The sequence below is a fragment of the Nocardioides nitrophenolicus genome, assembly GCF_016907515.1.
Classification (GTDB): domain Bacteria; phylum Actinomycetota; class Actinomycetes; order Propionibacteriales; family Nocardioidaceae; genus Nocardioides; species Nocardioides nitrophenolicus.
In genome coordinates this window covers 5,038,780-5,055,494 of record NZ_JAFBBY010000001.1, presented here as the reverse complement: position 1 = coordinate 5,055,494, position 16,715 = coordinate 5,038,780, and the positions used below count along the sequence as shown (strand labels likewise).

17 protein-coding genes and 1 riboswitch are annotated in these 16,715 nt (G+C 73.8%); of the genes, 9 read left to right on the top strand and 8 right to left on the bottom strand.

Annotation, left to right across the window (positions count from 1 at the left end; translation table 11 throughout):
• Nucleotides 1-120: 120 nt before the first annotated feature.
• From JOD66_RS24325 to JOD66_RS24315, 3 genes are read left to right on the top strand one after another with little or no spacing between them, the layout of a single operon-like run.
• Complete coding sequence (locus JOD66_RS24325; protein ID WP_179725438.1) at nt 121-342, top strand: CbtB-domain containing protein; 222 nt, start codon at nt 121-123, stop codon at nt 340-342.
• Between the two features lie 6 nt (nt 343-348).
• The gene (locus tag JOD66_RS24320) at nt 349-1,158 is read left to right on the top strand and encodes a CbtA family protein (protein ID WP_204839369.1); all 810 of its coding nucleotides are present in this window, start codon (nt 349-351) and stop codon (nt 1,156-1,158) included.
• Nucleotides 1,155-2,069 carry a cobalamin biosynthesis protein gene (locus JOD66_RS24315; RefSeq protein ID WP_204839368.1) on the top strand — a complete coding sequence of 305 codons (915 nt, stop codon included), beginning with the start codon at nt 1,155-1,157 and terminating at the stop codon, nt 2,067-2,069. The genes JOD66_RS24320 and JOD66_RS24315 overlap by 4 nt, the downstream gene beginning before the upstream one ends.
• Here JOD66_RS24315 and JOD66_RS24310 read toward each other — a convergent pair.
• Complete coding sequence (locus JOD66_RS24310; RefSeq protein ID WP_307823696.1) at nt 2,056-2,421, bottom strand: winged helix-turn-helix transcriptional regulator; 366 nt, start codon at nt 2,419-2,421, stop codon at nt 2,056-2,058. The genes JOD66_RS24315 and JOD66_RS24310 overlap by 14 nt on opposite strands.
• A gap of 107 nt (nt 2,422-2,528) precedes the next feature.
• Here JOD66_RS24310 and JOD66_RS24305 point away from each other — a divergent pair, with 107 nt between their 5' ends.
• Together JOD66_RS24305 and JOD66_RS24300 are read left to right on the top strand one after the other, a co-directional pair.
• On the top strand, nt 2,529-3,377 hold the full coding sequence (locus JOD66_RS24305) for an SDR family oxidoreductase (RefSeq protein ID WP_204839367.1): 849 nt from the start codon (nt 2,529-2,531) through the stop codon (nt 3,375-3,377).
• A gap of 46 nt (nt 3,378-3,423) precedes the next feature.
• The gene (locus JOD66_RS24300; protein WP_204839366.1) at nt 3,424-3,846 is read left to right on the top strand and encodes a hypothetical protein; all 423 of its coding nucleotides are present in this window, start codon (nt 3,424-3,426) and stop codon (nt 3,844-3,846) included.
• 7 nt (nt 3,847-3,853) lie between these two features.
• Here the strand turns inward: JOD66_RS24300 and JOD66_RS24295 are convergent, their stop codons facing one another.
• The 5 genes from JOD66_RS24295 to cobN all read right to left on the bottom strand — a co-directional run bounded on the left by JOD66_RS24295 (nt 3,854) and on the right by cobN (nt 10,908).
• Nucleotides 3,854-4,585 carry a cobalt-precorrin-6A reductase gene (locus JOD66_RS24295; RefSeq protein ID WP_204839365.1) on the bottom strand — a complete coding sequence of 244 codons (732 nt, stop codon included), beginning with the start codon at nt 4,583-4,585 and terminating at the stop codon, nt 3,854-3,856.
• Nucleotides 4,582-5,973 (bottom strand): cobyric acid synthase, encoded by a 1,392-nt coding sequence (locus tag JOD66_RS24290; protein ID WP_204839364.1) that lies wholly within the window; start codon nt 5,971-5,973, stop codon nt 4,582-4,584. Before JOD66_RS24290 ends, JOD66_RS24295 begins: the two co-directional genes overlap by 4 nt.
• A 124-nt stretch (nt 5,974-6,097) precedes the next feature.
• On the bottom strand, nt 6,098-6,460 hold the full coding sequence (locus JOD66_RS24285) for a hypothetical protein (RefSeq protein WP_204839363.1): 363 nt from the start codon (nt 6,458-6,460) through the stop codon (nt 6,098-6,100).
• 1 nt (nt 6,461) lies between these two features.
• A complete protein-coding gene (locus JOD66_RS24280; RefSeq protein WP_204839362.1) occupies nt 6,462-7,190 on the bottom strand; it encodes an SAM-dependent methyltransferase in 729 nt (242 codons plus the stop codon).
• Nucleotides 7,191-7,287: 97 nt separating this feature from the next.
• Complete coding sequence (cobN, locus tag JOD66_RS24275) at nt 7,288-10,908, bottom strand: cobaltochelatase subunit CobN (protein WP_239545425.1); 3,621 nt, start codon at nt 10,906-10,908, stop codon at nt 7,288-7,290.
• 35 nt (nt 10,909-10,943) lie between these two features.
• Nucleotides 10,944-11,063: riboswitch (cobalamin riboswitch) on the bottom strand.
• A 16-nt stretch (nt 11,064-11,079) separates the two neighbouring features.
• Between cobN and JOD66_RS24270 the strand changes: the two genes are divergently transcribed.
• Nucleotides 11,080-11,628 carry a hypothetical protein gene (locus JOD66_RS24270; protein ID WP_204839360.1) on the top strand — a complete coding sequence of 183 codons (549 nt, stop codon included), beginning with the start codon at nt 11,080-11,082 and terminating at the stop codon, nt 11,626-11,628.
• On the opposite strand, the gene JOD66_RS24265 is transcribed toward JOD66_RS24270, so the two are convergent.
• Nucleotides 11,595-13,148: an AMP-binding protein gene (locus tag JOD66_RS24265; protein ID WP_204839359.1), complete on the bottom strand. Its 1,554-nt coding sequence runs from the start codon at nt 13,146-13,148 to the stop codon at nt 11,595-11,597. The two genes, JOD66_RS24270 and JOD66_RS24265, sit on opposite strands and share 34 nt — an antisense overlap.
• Before the next feature lie 161 nt (nt 13,149-13,309).
• Between JOD66_RS24265 and JOD66_RS28765 the strand changes: the two genes are divergently transcribed.
• The 3 genes from JOD66_RS28765 to JOD66_RS24255 are packed head-to-tail and all read left to right on the top strand — an operon-like array spanning nt 13,310 to nt 15,823.
• Entirely contained in the window at nt 13,310-13,708 is a 399-nt protein-coding gene (locus tag JOD66_RS28765) for a hypothetical protein (protein ID WP_239545423.1), read from the top strand.
• Nucleotides 13,641-15,164, top strand: a complete 1,524-nt coding sequence (locus JOD66_RS24260; RefSeq protein WP_239547025.1) for a sensor histidine kinase — start codon at nt 13,641-13,643, stop codon at nt 15,162-15,164. Before JOD66_RS28765 ends, JOD66_RS24260 begins: the two co-directional genes overlap by 68 nt.
• Entirely contained in the window at nt 15,149-15,823 is a 675-nt protein-coding gene (locus tag JOD66_RS24255) for a response regulator transcription factor (RefSeq protein WP_204839357.1), read from the top strand. Before JOD66_RS24260 ends, JOD66_RS24255 begins: the two co-directional genes overlap by 16 nt.
• 11 nt (nt 15,824-15,834) lie before the next feature.
• Here the strand turns inward: JOD66_RS24255 and JOD66_RS24250 are convergent, their stop codons facing one another.
• Entirely contained in the window at nt 15,835-16,713 is an 879-nt protein-coding gene (locus JOD66_RS24250) for a serine/threonine-protein kinase (RefSeq protein WP_204839356.1), read from the bottom strand.
• Nucleotides 16,714-16,715: the final 2 nt, after the last annotated feature.

The following is a 16,715-nucleotide window of genomic DNA, read 5'->3' as shown; positions in this document are numbered from 1 at the left end:
TACTGTGACACCGCCTCCGCCCCAGCAACACCAGGGGTCGGGTGCGGTGAAGTCAGGAACGAGTGCCTGCACACACCTCACACCCATTGACCAGGGACGCTGAATCCCTGAGGAGGCACCATGTCGCAGTCCACTGCCACCCCCATCGCCGCGCCGGCCGTCCAGGTCCCGGTCGTCCCGCTGCTGCAGCTCGGCACCTGGGTCGTCTTCTTCGGCCTGCTCGCCATGCTGGCGATCTTCTTCGTGAGCGCCGACCAGGGTGCGATCTCGCTCCCCGCCGGCAACGCCGTGCACGAGTGGGTGCACGACGCCCGCCACCTCCTCGGCTACCCCTGCCACTGACCCGCGATGGGCACCGTTCCCAGGGACAGGTCTGTCCTCAGCCCGGCCGCCTTCCTGATCCGCGGACTCGCGGTGGGCCTGGTCGCCGGCCTGATCGCCTTCGTCGTGGCGTTCGCCTTCGGCGAGCCGTACGTCGACGACGCCATCGCGCTCGAGGAGTCGGCCGCCGCGCAGCCGCACACCGACAAGCAGCACGCCGAGGAGCCGGCCGGCCAGGACGGCATGGTCGAGATCTCGCGCGAGAACCAGAAGAGCTGGGGCCTGCTGACCGGCACCCTCGCCATCGGCGCGGCCCTCGGCGGCCTCGCCTCGCTCGCGGCGGCGGCCGTGCTCGGCCGGCTCGGCGCGCTGTCCGCGCGCGGGTCCACCGCGCTGGTGGTGCTGATCGGGTTCGTCGCGGTCACGCTGGTCCCGTTCGCGAAGTACCCGGCCACCCCGCCCGCGGTCGGCAGCGGCGACACGATCGGCGGTCGAACCGCGTCGTACTTCGGGCTGCTGCTGGTCTCGGTCCTGGCCGCCATCGCGGTGGTCGTGCTGGCCAACCGCCTGCGCCAGCGGTACGACGGCTGGACGGCCGCGTTCATCGGCGCCGGCTGCTATCTCGCCGTGGTGTCGGTGGCCGCGCTGCTGCTGCCGACGGTCAACGAGCTCGGCGACTTCCCGGCCGACACGCTGTGGTACTTCCGCCGCTCCTCGCTGCTCACCCTCGCCGCGTTGTGGGCGAGCATCGGCGTCGGCCTGACCTTCCTGGTCGGCCGGCTCCACGACCGCGCGGCGGCGGACCTCGCCCGCCGCTCGCTCGCCGCGAGCCTGTGAGGGCCGGGCGGGCTGCCGGACTCCTGCTCGGGTACGCCGCGGATCGGCTCCTCGCCGATCCGCGGCGGGGCCACCCGGTCGCGGGCTTCGGCCGGGTCGCCGGCGTGCTGGAGCGGCGGATGTGGCGCGACGAGCGCCGCACCGGCGTGCTGTACGCCGGCGCCCTGGTCGGCGGCGTGGTCGTGCTCGGCGTCGCGGCCGAGCGCACCCTGCCCCGGACCCTCGGCACCGCCGTCGCCACCTGGGCGGTGCTCGGTGGCACCTCCCTGGACCGCGAGGCGGCCGCGGTCTCCCGGCTCCTCGCCGCCGACCGGCTGCCGGACGCCCGCCTGCAGCTCACCCATCTGGTCGGCCGCGACACCCGGCAGCTCGACGAGCCCGAGGTGGTCCGGGCCACCTTGGAGTCGCTCGCCGAGAACACCTCCGACGCGGTGGTCGCGCCGCTCGTGTGGGGGGCCGTGGCCGGCGTACCGGGACTGGTGGGCTACCGCGCCGCCAACACCCTCGACGCGATGGTCGGCCACCGCAGCGCCCGCCACGAGCGGTTCGGCTGGGCGGCCGCGCGGCTCGACGACCTGCTCAACCTGCCCGGCTCCCGGCTGTGCGCCGCGCTCGCGACTGCGCTCGGGCCCGATCCGCGCGCGGCCTGGCGGACCTGGCGTCGCGACGCGGCCGGCCACCCCAGCCCGAACGCCGGGCCGGTCGAGGCCGCCTTCGCCGGTGCGCTCGGGATCCGGCTCGGCGGCACCAACGACTACGGCGGCCGGGTCGAGCACCGGGCGGTCATGGGCGAGGGGCCCACGCCCGACCGGGCCGACCTGGACCGGGCCCGGGTCCTCGCGCGCCGGGTCGGGGCCGGCGCCGTGCTCGTCGCCGCGGCCGTCGCCCGCCTTGGCCCTAGGTCCCGATGATCCCGTCGGCGTTGCGCCCGACCCAGCGCAGCAGCGGCACCATCACCTCGGCCAGCTCCTCGCCCAGCGGGGTCAGGCTGTAGTCGACCCGCGGCGGCATGACGGGCTGCTGCTCGCGATGGACCAGCCCGTCGCCCTCGAGGGTCTTGAGGGTCTGGGCCAGCATCTTCTCGCTGATCCCCTGCGCCCGGCGGCGCAGGTCGCTCCACCGCTGCGGCCCGTCGGTGAGCGAGACCAGGACCAGGACACCCCACTTGCTCATCACGTGGTCGAGCAGCACCCGGCTCGAGCACGCGGCGGGGAAGATCCCGCCCGGGAACTGATCGAAGATGGTGTCGGTACTTTCCGTCACGCAAGTACCTTACTTCAAAGTGCGTACTAACCAACGGGAAGCAACTTCCCGAACGGCCCGTTGAGGAGGTCGACAAGCACGACCCCCACCGTTCGAAAGGCTGCACCATGTCCCTCGTCGTCACCGGAGCCACCGGCCACCTCGGCCGCCACGTCATCGCCGCCCTGCTCGACCAGGGCGTCCCGGCCGACCAGGTGGTCGCGCTGGGTCGCGACGAGGAGCGGCTCGCCGGGCTGGCCGCCCTCGGCGTCACCACCCGCCAGGTCGACTACGCCGACGCCGAGGGCCTCGCCGCCGCCTTCGCGGGCGCCGACCGGGTGCTCTTCATCTCGGGCAGCGAGGTCGGCCAGCGCCTGCCCCAGCACCAGAACGTCGTCGACGCGGCGCGGTCGGCCGGCGTCGGGCTCCTGGCCTACACGAGCATCCCGCACGCCGACACCTCCGGCCTCGCGCTGGCCGTCGAGCACCGGGCCACCGAGGAGGCGATCCTCGCGTCCGGGCTGCCCCACACCTTCCTGCGCAACAGCTGGTATCTCGAGAACTACACCGACCAGCTCCCGACGTACGCCGAGCACGGCACCGTCCTCGGCGCCGCCCGCGACGGCCGGGTCAGCGCCGCCACCCGCGCCGACTTCGCCGTGGCCGCGGCCGCCGCGCTCCTGCTCGAGCAGCCGAAGGCCGTCTACGAGCTCGGCGGCGCCGGGTTCAGCCTCGAGGAGCTCGCCACGACCGTCGGCGAGGTGCTCGGCAAGGAGGTCACCTACACCGACCTCCCCGCCGACGAGCTCACCGCGGCCCTGGTCGGCGCCGGCCTGCCGGAGCCGTTCGCCGCGACCCTCGCGGACGCCGACCTCGGCCTGGCCCGCGGCGAGCTGTACGTCGAGCCCACCGACCTCGAGGAGCTGCTCGGCCGCCCGGCGACCTCGCTGGAGGACGCGCTGCGCGCCGCGCTCTGAGAAGTCCGGGCGTGTGCTCCTCGCCGGTCGCGGGCATCGACGATGCATGGCGATCGATGAGGAGCACACCCGGCCCGACGGCGTCGACGACCTGACGGTCGAGGCGCTCGGCAACATCTCCGAGGCGCTGGAGGCCGTGGAGGTGGCCCGCGGCCACCTCTACGCCTTCCACCGGTTGAGCGGCACCGCCGACCTCACCCTCGGCAAGGGCGTCGACCAGCTCCGCGAGGCCGGGCACACCGAGCTGGCCGACCGGATCGAGCGCGAGCTGGTCGGGCGCAACGTGATCCAGGGACGGTGGACCTTCCAGCTCGTCGAGGAGTACGACGACGGCTATTACACCGCGTTCCGGGACCTGGACCGGCAGGCCCGCGAGGCGCTGGTCGGGGGCCGGCGCCACCTCTACGAGGCGGAGATGAAGGAGGACCGGCGCACCCACGGGCGGCCGGGTCACGAGCGGACCCCCTAGCAGGCACTCAGAGCGAGCGCAGCCAGGCGACGACGGCGTCGACCTCGCTGACCGTCTCCACGCCGGCGGGCGCCGGCGCCCGTCGTACGACCACGACGGGGATCCCGAGCTCGGCCGCGGCTTCCATCTTGGGCCAGGTTAGCTCGCCGCCGGAGTCCTTGGTGACCAGCACGTCGCGGTCGGCCATCAGGTCCCGCTCGCGCTCCAGCGTGTAGGGCCCGCGCGAGGTCAGCAGCTCCCAGGTCGGCGGCAGCTCGACGTCGGGCGGGTCGACGACCCGGGCCAGCACCTGCCGCTCGGCCAGTGCCGGGACGAAGCGCGCCAGCTCCTGGCGGCCGATGGTGAGAAAGGGCCGGCTGCCGAGCTCGCCGGCGACGGTCGCGGCGTCCTCGTGGGTCCGCACCCAGATCCACGACGGCGTCGCGCGATCCGCCCAGCCGGGCCGCTCCAGCCGGAGCAGCGGTACGCCGGCCGCGGCGCAGGCGGCCGCGGCGTTGCGGGAGATGCCCGCCGCGAACGGATGGGTCGCGTCGACCACCACGTCGAATTCCGCCAGCGCCGCCCGCAGCCCGGAGACCCCGCCGAAGCCGCCGACCCGCACCTCGCCGACCGGCAGCCGCGGTCGCGCCACCCTCCCCGCGAGCGACGAGACGACGGGGACGCCGTCGGCGACGAGGCGGGCCGCGAGGGCGCGGGCCTCGCCGGTGCCCCCGAGCAGCAGCACCCGCGTCGCCGTCATCGGGTCAGGTCCAGGATCGCGTCGAGGTCGAGGTGCTCCTCGACCAGGTCGCCGAGCAGGTCGAGCCGGGCCGCGCGCGCCGCCGGGAAGGATGCCGCCGAGGTCACCCCCAGGGCCCGCTCCAGGTACGCCGCGCGGGTCGGGTCGTCCTCGAGGCTGCCGTGCACCATCGTCCCGGTCACGCTCCCCGCCGTGGTCGCTCCGGCGATCCGGCCGTGATGGATCTCGTAGCCGGCCGGCTCGTGCAGGGCGAGCCGCTTCTCCGCGCCGAAGCGCGTGGTCAGGTCGAGCAGCCCGAGACCCTCGACCACCGCACCGGCCGCGCCCTCGGTGCCCTCAGGGTCCTCGATCACCCGCCCGAGCATCTGGCAGCCGCCGCAGATCCCGAGCACCGGTCGGCCCGCGGCGGCGTGCCGCTGGATCGCCACGTCCAGCCCACGCTCGCGCAGCCAGGAGAGATCCGCGAGCGTCGCCCGCGTGCCCGGCAGCACCACCAGGTCGGCGTCGCTCAGCCGCGCCGGGTCGGACACGAACTCCACGTCCAGCCCCGGCTCCAGGCCGAGCGCGTCGACGTCGGTGAAGTTGCTGATCCGCGGCAGCCGGACCACGGCCACCCGCCGTACCCCCGCCCCGATCTCGGCCCGCCGGCCGGCGAGGTCGAGCGCATCCTCGGAGTCGAGCCACAGGTCGGGATGCCACGGCAGCACGCCGTACGTCGGGCGGCCGGAGCGCGCCTCGAGGTCGGCCAGCCCCGGCCGCAGCAGGTCGACGTCGCCGCGGAAGCGGTTGACGACATACCCCCTGATCAGCGCCTGGTCGGCCCCGTCGAGCAGCATCAGGGTGCCGTAGGCCGAGGCGAACCAGCCCCCGCGGTCGATGTCGCCGACCACGATCGTCGGCACGTCGCCGTGTCGCGCCAGCCCCATGTTGACGTAGTCGCTGGCCCGCAGGTTGATCTCGGCCGGGCTCCCCGCGCCCTCGGCCACGACCAGCTCGAAGCGCGAGCGCAGGTCGTCGAACGCGGCGAACGCCGTCTCGGCCAGATGAGCGCGGCCGTCGTGCCAGTTGCGCGAGGACACCTCGCCCGCCGGCTGACCCATCAGGACGACATGGCTGCGCCGGTCGCTGCCGGGCTTGAGCAGCACCGGGTTCATCGCGACCTCGGGCGTCACCCCCGCGGCGAGCGCCTGCACCCACTGCGCCCGCCCGATCTCCCCCGGCCGCCCGTCGGGGCCGGTGACGACCATCGAGTTGTTGGACATGTTCTGCGCCTTGTACGGCGCCACCCGGATCCCGCGCCGCGCGAACGCCCGGCACAGCCCCGTCGTCAGCACGCTCTTGCCGGCGTCCGAGGTCATCCCTGCGACGAGCAGGGCCGCGCCGGTCATCGGGGGCTCCGGGTGGGGTGCAGGAATCGCCGGTCGACAGGTGATTCCTGCACTTGTCGGCCGTTGCAACGCCCGACAAGTGCCAGAACTGCCCGTCCAGTGCAGCCCATGGGGCTCCTGTGACTCATCCGCGCTTCCCCCGGAACAGGTGGCGCTGCAGTACGTCGGGCACGGCGCCACCCTCGCGCACCCAGTCGACGACCGCCTCGGTGGCAGCACCCGAGAGGACACCACCGAGCCAGAAGTCCTTGGGCCGACGGCCGCCCGGGAACCAGGTGAAGTCCCGCACCAGGACGACGTTCGACCGGTCGCACTCGTCGAGGCAGTCGACGACGCGGACCCGCACCCGCGGACCGCGCCGGCCCGCCGGGTCGTCGAGCGCCTCGATCTCGTCGCGCTGGGCGCGGTGGTCGACGTCGGGGTGCTTCTTCGTCGTACCGCAGCAGCAGTCACGGCAGAGCAGTACGTCGCGCTCGGGCAGTCCCACCTCAGGCCTCCGGTCCGCGCAGCAGGAACAGGTCCATCACCCAGCCGGCCTCGGCCTTCGCGGCCGCGCGTGCGTCCTCGATCACGCCGACGACGTCACCGACCCGCCCGGACACCAGCCGCTCCCCCACGCCGCCGAGGTTCGCGCCCCACCAGATCGTCCAGTCCTCGAAGCCCTCGAGGTCGACGCCGGCGGTCAGCATCACGACGAGGTTCCGCTGCCGCGCGGCCACGTCCGCGCGCAGTCGCCGCGCGGTCGTGACGTGGACCGGCTGGCCGACCTCGTGCAGCACGATCCGGTGCCGGGCGGCCAGGACCTGCGGCGCGCTCACCCCGGGGAGCACGTCGAACGGCACGTCCAGCTCGCGCACGATCCGGATGGTCCCGTCGTAGAGCGACGGATCCCCCCAGACCAGGAAGGCGCACGTCCCGCCGCGCCCGTCCAGCACCGCGCGGTACGCGGCCAGCCGGGCGGCGTACCAGTCCGCCACGGCGCCCTCGTAGGCCGACCGGTCGAGGCCCGGCGAGCGGTCCCGCTCCGGGTCGCGTACGACGACCAGCTCGACGCCGTACGCCTCGCAGACCGCGCGCCGGGCCTCCAGCAAGGCGTCCTCGTCGCCCTTCTGCACCGCGATCGCGTAGTCGCACTCCCCCAGCGCCGCCGCGACCTCCGGGGTGACGTGCTGAGGCCCCATCCCGAAGCCGAGGATGCGTACTCGGGCGGCGGTCATCGAACTGGTCCGACCAGCTGGGAATTGGGCACCAACGACGTGCTCGTACGGCGTGTCGCTACGGTTTGGTCCCAAACCGCATGCCCCAGAGCGCCCCTCATCGGTCCTCCAGGTCGCCCTCGACCTCGAGATAGGCGGCCTGCAGCGCCGCCAGCACCTCGGGATCCGGCGACTCCCACAGCCCACGGTCCTTGGCCTCGTGCAGCCGCTCGACGATGCTCCGCAGCGCCCACGGGTTCGACTTGCGCAGGAACTCCTGGTTGGTCTCGTCCAGCACGTACGACCGAGCCAGCGACTCGTACATCCAGTCGTGCACCACGCCCGCGGTCGCGTCGAAGCCGAACAGGTAGTCGACGGTCGCGGCCAGCTCGAAGGCGCCCTTGTAGCCGTGCCGCTGCATGGCGCCGATCCAGCGCGGGTTGACGACGCGGGCGCGGAAGACGCGGTTGGTCTCCTCCTGCAGGGTGCGAGTCCGGACGGCGTCCGGCGTGGTCGAGTCGCCGACGTACGCCTTCGGGGCCGAGCCGGTCAGCGCGCGGATCGTGGCGACCATGCCGCCGTGGTACTGGAAGTAGTCGTCGCTGTCGGCGATGTCGTGCTCGCGGGTGTCGATGTTCTTGGCCGCGACCTTGATCCGCCGGTAGTTGGCGCGCATGTCGTCGGCCGCCGGTACGCCGTCGAGGTCGCGCCCGTAGGCGAAGCCGCCCCACGCGGTGTAGACCTCGGCGAGGTCGGCGTCGTCGCGCCACGAGCCGGACTCGACGGCCTGCAGGATGCCGGCGCCGTAGGAGCCCGGCTTGGAGCCGAAGATCCGGGTGCGTGCACGCCGCTCGTCGCCGTGCTCGGCCAGGTCAGCGGCGGCGTGGGCGCGCACGAAGTTCTGGTCGAGGGGCTCGTCGAGCTCGGCGACCATCCGCACGGCGTCGTCGAGCATCGCGACCACGTGGGGGAAGGCGTCGCGGAAGAAGCCGGAGATCCGCACGGTGACGTCGATCCGCGGCCGGCCGAGCTCCTCCAGCGGGATGACGGTCAGCGCGTGCACCCGCTTCGACGCCTCGTCCCACTCCGGACGTACGCCGAGCAGCGCGAGCACCTCGGCGATGTCGTCGCCCGACGTGCGCATCGCCGACGTGCCCCAGACGGAGAGGCCGACCGACTCCGGGTACGCAGCCTCCTCCTCGACGTAGCGCGCGAGCAGCGACTCGGCCATCGCCTGACCGGTCTGCCAGGCCAGCCGGGACGGGACGGCGCGCGGGTCGACGGTGTAGAAGTTGCGGCCGGTCGGGAGCACGTTGACCAGGCCCCGCAGCGGCGAGCCGGACGGGCCGGCCGGGACGTAGCCACCGTCCAGCGCGTGCAGGGTGTGGTCGAGCTCGTCCGTCGTCCGGGCCAGGCGCGGGACGACCTGGGTGGCCGCGAACGCCAGCACCTGCCGCACCTCGGGCGAGGCGTGCAGGTCGGCGACGCGGGCGGGGTCCCAACCCGCCTTCTCCATCGCCTCGACCAGCTCGCGTGCCTCGGCCTCGACCCGGTCGACCTCGGTGGTCGGCGCCTCCGGCGCGAGGCCGAGCGCGGCCCGCAGCCCTGGTACGGCGTGCGACTGCCCGCCCCACACCTGCGCCGCGCGCAGGATCGCGAGCACCAGGTTGACCCGTGCCTCCCCCTCGGGCGCCTGGCCGAGCACGTGCAGGCCGTCGCGGATCTGGACGTCCTTGATCTCGCACAGCCAGCCGTCGACGTGGAGCAGGAAGTCGTCGAAGTCGTCGTCCTCGGGCTTCTCCTCGAGGCCGAGGTCACGGTGCAGCTCGGCGGCGTGCATGAGCTGCCAGATCTCGCCGCGGATCGCGGCCAGCTTGGCCGGGTCCATCGCGGAGATCTTGTCGTACTCCTCGAGCAGGCCCTCGAGCCGCGCGATGTCGCCGTAGCTCTCGGCGCGCGCCATCGGCGGGACCAGGTGGTCGACGATCGTGGCGTGCGCGCGGCGCTTGGCCTGCGCCCCCTCGCCCGGGTCGTTGACGAGGAAGGGGTAGATCAGCGGCATGCTGCCGATCGCCGCGTCGGTGCCGCAGGACGCCGACAGCGCGGCGTTCTTGCCCGGCAGCCACTCCATCGAGCCGTGCTTGCCGAGGTGGACGACGGCGTGCGCGCCGAAGCCGTGCTCGACCCAGCGGTACGCCGCCAGGTAGTGGTGCGAGGGCGCCAGGTCGGGGTCGTGGTAGATCGCGACCGGGTTCTCGCCGAAGCCGCGGGGCGGCTGGATCATCAGCACGACGTTGCCGGCCCGCAGCGTGGCGAGCACGATCTCGCCGCTGTCGTTGACGAACAGCGTGCCGGGCGACTCGCCCCACGCCTCGACCATGTCGCCGCGCAGGTCGGCGGGCAGGTCTGCGGTCCAGGCGTCGTACTCGGCCTTGGTGATCCGCACGTGCGCGTCGGTGAGCTGGCCGGAGGTCAGCCACTCCTCGTCCTGGCCGCCGGCCGCGATGAGCGCGTGGATCAGGGTGTCGCCGGCCTCGGTGTCGTCCTCGAGATCGAGGACGCCGAAGCCGTCGCCGACGTCGTACCCGGCGTCGCGCAACCGGCGCAGCAGCCGCACCGCCGAGACGGGCGTGTCGAGGCCGACCGCGTTGCCGATCCGGGAGTGCTTGGTGGGGTAGGCGCTGAGCATGAGCGCGATCCGCTTCTCGGCGTTCGGCACCCGCCGCAGCCGCGCGTAGTTCACCGCGAGCCCGGCCACCCGGGCGGCGCGCTCCGGGTCGGCGACGTACGACGGCAGGCCCGCGTCGTCGAGCTCCTTGAACGAAAAGGGCGCGGTGCTGATCCGCCCGTCGAACTCGGGGATCGCCACCTGGTTGGCGTAGTCGAGCGGCGAGACGCCGTCGTCGGAGGCGTCCCACTCGGCCCGGCTGCTGGTCAGGCACAGGCCCTGCAGCACGGGGATGTCGAGCGCGGCGATCCGCTCCACGTCCCAGGTCTCGTCGTCGCCGCCCGCGCTCGCGCCGGCCGGGACGCTGCCGCCCGCGGCGAGCACGGTGACGACCAGCGCGTCGAGCTCACCGAGCGCGGTGAACAGCTCGTCGGGCGCGGCCCGCAGCGAGCCGGCGAAGATCGGCACCCCCACGGCCGACCCGGTCGCGTCGATCGCGTCGCACAGGGCGTGGACGAAGGCGGTGTTCCCGCTGGCCTGGTGGGCGCGGTAGAAGAGGACGCCCACCCGCGATAGTCCCTGCTCAAAAGCACCGGTTCTCGGGGCATCTCGGTGCTTTTGAGCAGGGACTATCGCACCAGGCCGCTCGACCAGGCCCCAGGCCGGGATCACCTCCGGGGCCTCGAAGCCCTCACCGGTGAGCAGCACCGTGTCGGAGAGGAAGGCGTGCAGCTGGGCCAGGTTCCGCGGGCCGCCCTCGGCCAGGTAGCGGTGCGCCTCGGCCGCGAGCCCGACCGGGACCGTCGAGGTCTCCATCAGCTCCGCGCTCGGTGTCTGCTCGCCGCCGAGCACCACCAGCGGACGCCCGGTGGCCCGCAGCGCGGCCAGCTCGCCGTCGTACTGCTGGGGGGAGCCGAGCAGCCGGACGACGACCAGGTCGCTCCCCTCGGCCAGCGCGACGAGGCCGTCGAGGGTCGAACGGTTCGGGTTGGCCCACCCGTAGTCGGCCCCGCTCGCCCGCGCGGACAGCAGGTCGGTGTCGGACGTGGACAGCAGTGCGATGCGCGCCATGACGCTCAAGGCCTCCTCGGGGTTCTCGCCCCTCATCGGTAGGTGTGTCCGCGGCCAGTGTCTGGCTGCCCGCCGCCACGAGGGCGTCGGGGTCACAGTGGCGGAACCGCCCCGGTCTCACACCGGGTTCCTGGGCCGCGGACCTGTGGGAGCTCAGCCTACGGTGGTCCCATGCAGGATCAGCAGGCGCCCGGCATTCCCGTGGCCGTGCACGGCCACCCCAACCTGGACACCCTCCTGCTGTGGCACCCCGCGGTCCGCACCGACGCCGACGCCGTCGGCGCCCTGGCGAGCCGGATCGCGACCCGCGGCGGGGTGCGGGTCGTCGTACCGACCTGGGAGGACGGGCGCGACCTGCTCCGCTCGATCCGCTACGCCCGCGGCTCGGCCGTGCACCCGCCGGACCACCTCACCGTCGTCGGGTACGGCGAGGCCGGCATCGCCGCGCTGAGCCTGGCCCAGCACCAGCGCCGCCTCGGGATCGGCCTGCGCCGGGTGACCTGCGTCGACGGCGGCCCCGACTTCACCGACCCGATCAGCGGCCGGCCGCTCGGCGTACCGGCGGCGCGGCCGGACGCGGTCGCCACCGAGGTCGACGTCGTCGCGTCGGCGGACCCGGCCTGGGCAGAGGCGACGGCGACCTCGTGGCAGGCCGCGGGATGGGCCGCCACGCTCGTCCCGGCCGATCAGTTCACCTGGCGGGTCAGCCCCTCCCAGTAGGGCGCGCGGAGCTTGAACTTCTGCAGCTTGCCGGTCGCGGTCCGGGCCAGCTCGTCGCGGAACTCCACCGACGTCGGCGCCTTGTAGCCGGCCAGCCGGTCCTTGCACCAGCGGATCAGCTCGGCCTCCATCTCGAGGCCGGCGCTCGTGTCGGGGGTCAGTACGACGAGCGCCTTGATCGTCTCGCCCCACTTCTCGCTCGGTACGCCGATCACCGCGACCTCGGCGACGGCCGGGTGCGAGAACAGGGTGTCCTCGACCTCGATCGAGGTGACGTTCTCGCCGCCGGTGATGATCACGTCCTTCTTGCGGTCGGCGATGGTGAGGTAGCCGTCGTCGCCGAGGTAGCCGCCGTCTCCGGTGTGGAACCAGCCGTCCTTCAGCGCCGCGGCCGACTCCTCGGGCTGCTCCCAGTAGCCCTCGAGGATCACGTTCGAGCGGGCCAGCACCTCGCCGGCTCCCTCCTCCGACTCGTCGATCGCCAGCCGTACGCCGATCGCCGGCGCCCCGGCGCGGGTGAGCCGGGTGGCGCGCTCCTCGGCCGAGAGGTCGTCCCACTCGGCGCGGGTGCGGTTGATGGTCAGCAGCGGCGAGGTCTCGGTGAGGCCGTAGATCTGGATGAACTCCCAGCCCAGCTCCTCCTGGACCCGGATGACGGTCTTGGTCGGCGGCGGGGCGCCGGCCATGATGATCCGCACCTTGTCGCGCCCGGGGATCTCGCCCTCCCAGGTCTGCGCGGCCTCCAGCACCGCGGCCGCGACCGCCGGCGCCGCGCACATCACGGTGACCCCGTGGTCGCGGACCCGGCGCAGGATCTCGGCGCCGTCGACCTTGCGCAGGATGATGTGACGGGCGCCGACGCCGGTCATCGCGAACGGCATCCCCCAGCCGTTGGCGTGGAACTGCGGCAGCGTGTGGAGGTAGACGTCGCGGTCGCTGATGCCGGCGTGCAGGCCGAAGGTCACCGCGTTCACCCAGATGTTGCGGTGGGTGATCTGCACGCCCTTGGGCCGGGCGGTGGTGCCGGAGGTGTAGTTGATGGTGGCGGTCGCGCCCTCGTCGTGGTCCCACGCCTTGGGCTCGGCGCCCTCGGGGGCGTAGAGCGCGTCGTCGTCGCCGAGCAGGTACTTCTGCTCGCACGTCACGCCGGCCAGCGACTCCTCGAGCTCGGGGTCGACGTAGAGCACCCGGGCACCCGAGTGGTCGACGATGTACTGCACCTCGTCGGGGCTGAGCCGGAAGTTCACCGGCACCAGCACCCGGCCCCAGCCGCTCACGCCGAAGAAGGACGTCAGCAGCCGGCTGCTGTTGTGGCTGACGACCGCGACCCGCTCGCCGACGCCGATGCCGAGCTCGTCGAGCCGGGCGGCCTGGCGCCGGGCCAGCTCGCCGATCCGGGCGTAGGTCAGCTCGCCCTGGCTGGGCGCGGGCTGGGTCGGCTCGTCGACGACACCCACCCGCTCGCCGTACACCTGGACGGCGCGGTCGAGGAAGTCGTTGACGCTGAACGGGACGAACACGCGGGGCCTCCTGGGCTCGGGCACGCGTCACGGATGTGACACCCACCACCCTAGGCCCGAGAGCCCGTCCCGCGCTGCCTCCGAAAGAGGGCACCCACCGGATGAGAGTCCTCTCATCCGGCTCTCACGAACCGCCCACGATCGGGCAGGATGATGCGGTCATGAGTCGTGCGTGGAAGATCCTGCTGCCGGTCGCGGCGCTGATGGTGCTGGCCGGCTTCACCGCGGGCGCGGTGGTGCGCGCGGGCGCCGACGAGCCGCCCGCCCGCACCCCCGTCGACCTCGGTCCGGCGCCGGCCGGGAGCTCGCCCACCACGCCGGCCACCGAGCCCACCCCGACCTCCCCGACCTCCCCGGCCAGCCCGCCGAGCGAGCCGGTCACGCCGCGCACCGAGGTGATCACGCCGCAGCCGGACCTCGACGACGATGACGATGACGACGACCGCCGCGGCCGCGACGACGACCGCGACGACCGCGACGACCGGCACGGCGATGACCGCGACGACCGCCGGGAGGACCGGGACGACCGGGACGACCGCGGGCACGATGACGACGACTGAGCCACGCACCGGCCCCGCACGGTCCGGGCTGTCCGTCCGGACCCGGATCACGGCGACGGTCGCGCTGCTGGTCACCGTCGCCCTCGCCGGCGCGGGCCTGATCGTCTACTGGGTCGAGAGCCGGGCCTTGACCGAGACCCTGCAGAGCGAGGTCGAGCAGGAGCTCGACGAGTTCGTGGCGCTGCAGCGCACCGGCGACTTCGCCACCATCCGCGACCTGCTCGAGGGATTCCTGCGCCGCAACGTCCCCGACGACGACGAGCTGCTGGTCGGCTGGGTCGGCGACGGCCGTCTGGTGCAGTTCCCCGAGGACCCGCTGGTCGACGAGCCGGCCTTCCAGGAGGCGGTCGCGCCGCTGGTCGCCGACGGCGGCACGACCTATCTCGACACCGACCGCGGCGAGGTGCGGATCACCGCGCAGCCCGTCTCCCAGGGCAGCCAGCGCGGGGCGCTGCTCGTGGTCACCTATCTCGCCGAGGACCGCGCCGAGCTCGGCCAGACGATGCGCACCTACACCCTGGTCGCGCTGCTGTCCGCCGCCCTGGTCACCGCCGCCGCGGCCTGGGTGTCGGGCCGCCTGCTCCGCCCGCTCCGCACGCTGCACCTCACCGCCGACACGATCACCGCGACCGACCTGTCCCGCCGGCTGCCCGAGCGCGGCAACGACGACATCACCGCGCTCACCCGCACCGTCAACGGGATGCTGGACCGGCTCGAGGACGCCTTCGCCGGACAGCGGCAGTTCCTCGACGACGCCGGCCACGAGCTGCGCACGCCGCTCACCGTGCTGCGCGGGCATCTCGAGCTGCTCGACCCCGCCAACCCGCAGGAGGTCGCCGAGACCCGGGCCCTGCTCCTCGACGAGGTCGACCGGATGTCGCGACTGGTCGGCGACCTGATCGTGCTCGCCAAGAGCGACCGGCCCGACTTCCTCGCTCCGGGCGCCACCGACCCGGCCGCGCTGCTCGCGACGGTGCTCACCAAGGCCAGCGCGCTCGGCGAGCGGCGCTGGCGGCTGGAGGCATCCCCCGAGCTGCCGGCCGAGCTGGTCCTCGACGGCCAACGCATCACCCAGGCGCTGCTCGCCCTCGCCGACAACGCCGTCAAGCACACCGCTCCCGGCGGCCGGATCGCGATCGGCGCGGCGCTGGTCGGCCCGACCCTGCGCTGCTGGGTGCACGACGACGGAGCAGGCGTCGCGCCCGGCGACGAGGACCGGATCTTCGGCCGCTTCGGCCGCGCCGCCGTCCCCGAGGGCGACGAGGGCTTCGGCCTCGGCCTGTCCATCGTGAGTGCGATCGCCCAGGCCCACGGCGGCACGGCGTACGTCGACCGGTCGGGCACCGGTCCCGGCGCCCGGTTCGTGATCGACCTCCCCGCGGTGCTGCCGGTTCCCCGCGGCCCGGTGAGTCCCGACGCCGAGCGGACCCAGGTGCTGACGTGGCCCACATCCTGATCGTCGAGGACGAGGAGCGGATCGCCTCCTTCGTCGCCAAGGGCCTGCGCGCCGAGGGCCACCGCACCACCGTCGCAGCCGATGGCCACGCCGGTCTCGACCACGCCCTGGCCGGTGACGTGGACCTCGTCGTCCTCGACATCGGGCTGCCCGGCCTCGACGGCTTCGAGCTGCTCGACCAGCTGCGCTCCCAGGGCTCGCGGGTCCCGGTCATCGTGCTCACCGCCCGAGACTCGGTCACCGACACGGTGAGCGCGCTCGACGGCGGCGCGGACGACTACATGGCCAAGCCGTTCCGATTCGCCGAGCTCAACGCCCGGGTCCGCCTGCGGCTGCGACAGGCCGGCGCCGCGCCGTCCGGTGACGGCGGGCCCGACGCCCTGAGCGCCGCCGGCATCGTGCTCGACCTGCGCACCCGCCGCGCCACCGTGTCGGGCCGCGAGGTCGAGCTGTCGGCCCGCGAGTTCGCCCTCGCCGAGATCTTCCTGCGCCACGCGGGTCAGGTGCTCTCCCGCGAGCAGCTCCTCGACCACGTCTGGGGACTCGACTTCGACCCCGGGTCCAACGTGGTCGACGTCTACGTGGGCTACCTGCGCCGCAAGCTCGGCGCCGCCGCCATCACCACCGTCCGCGGCATGGGCTACCGGCTCGAGCGCTGAGCGAGGTCCGCTCAGCCCTTCCAGTGCAGCCGGGGCGCGGGCAGCGCGGCCAGCTCCGGCTCCAGCGCGTCGGCGACCTCGCGGGGCAGCGGCCGGTCCGCCGGGTCGGGCTCCAGCAGCGCATGCACGAGCTTCGCCACGCTCGGCGGTACGTCGTCCGGGAGCTCCGCCGGCGCGTCGAGCAGCTGCGGGAACCGGTCGGCGGGCTCGGCGGCGTCGGGATCGCCGTCGCGGAACGGCCGGCGGCCCGCGATCGCGTGGAACAGGGTCGTCCCCAGTCCCCAGAGGTCGCTCGCGTACCCGGGCACGCCGTACGCGCCACCGGGCGCCGCCTGCTCCGGCGCCAGGTAGGCGTCGGTGCCGACGTGCCCGGTGATCTCGGCGGCGTGGGCCGCCTGCCGGGCCACCGAGAAGTCGATCAGCCGCGCCGGCGAGCCCATGATCACGTTGCTGGGCTTGAGGTCGAGGTGGCACACGTCGGCGTGCCGGAAGAAGTGCAGCGCGGACGCGAGGTCGACCGCGAGCGGCAGGTACTGCTGTGGCGCGAGCCGCCGGTACCGCCGGATCAGCCGGGCCAGGCTGGGCCCCTCCACGTGCTCGAGCACGAGATGGGGCCGGGGCCCGTCGGCGTCGTACCGCAGGCCGCGGACGGTCACCGGGTGGTGCGCGACGTCGAGCGCGGTCGCCTCGCGCACCAGCCCGGCACGGGTGTGCTCGTCGTCGACCTCCGCGGGACGCACCACCTTGACCACGACCGGGCCGTAGGTGATCTCGTCGAAGGCCAGATATGCCTGGTACGCCGAGCCACCCCCGAGCGGCCGCAGCGCGGTCAGCTCGGGGGTGATCGCGTCCCCCTCGGCGAAGTCCCAGGACGACAGCGGGGTGCTCATGG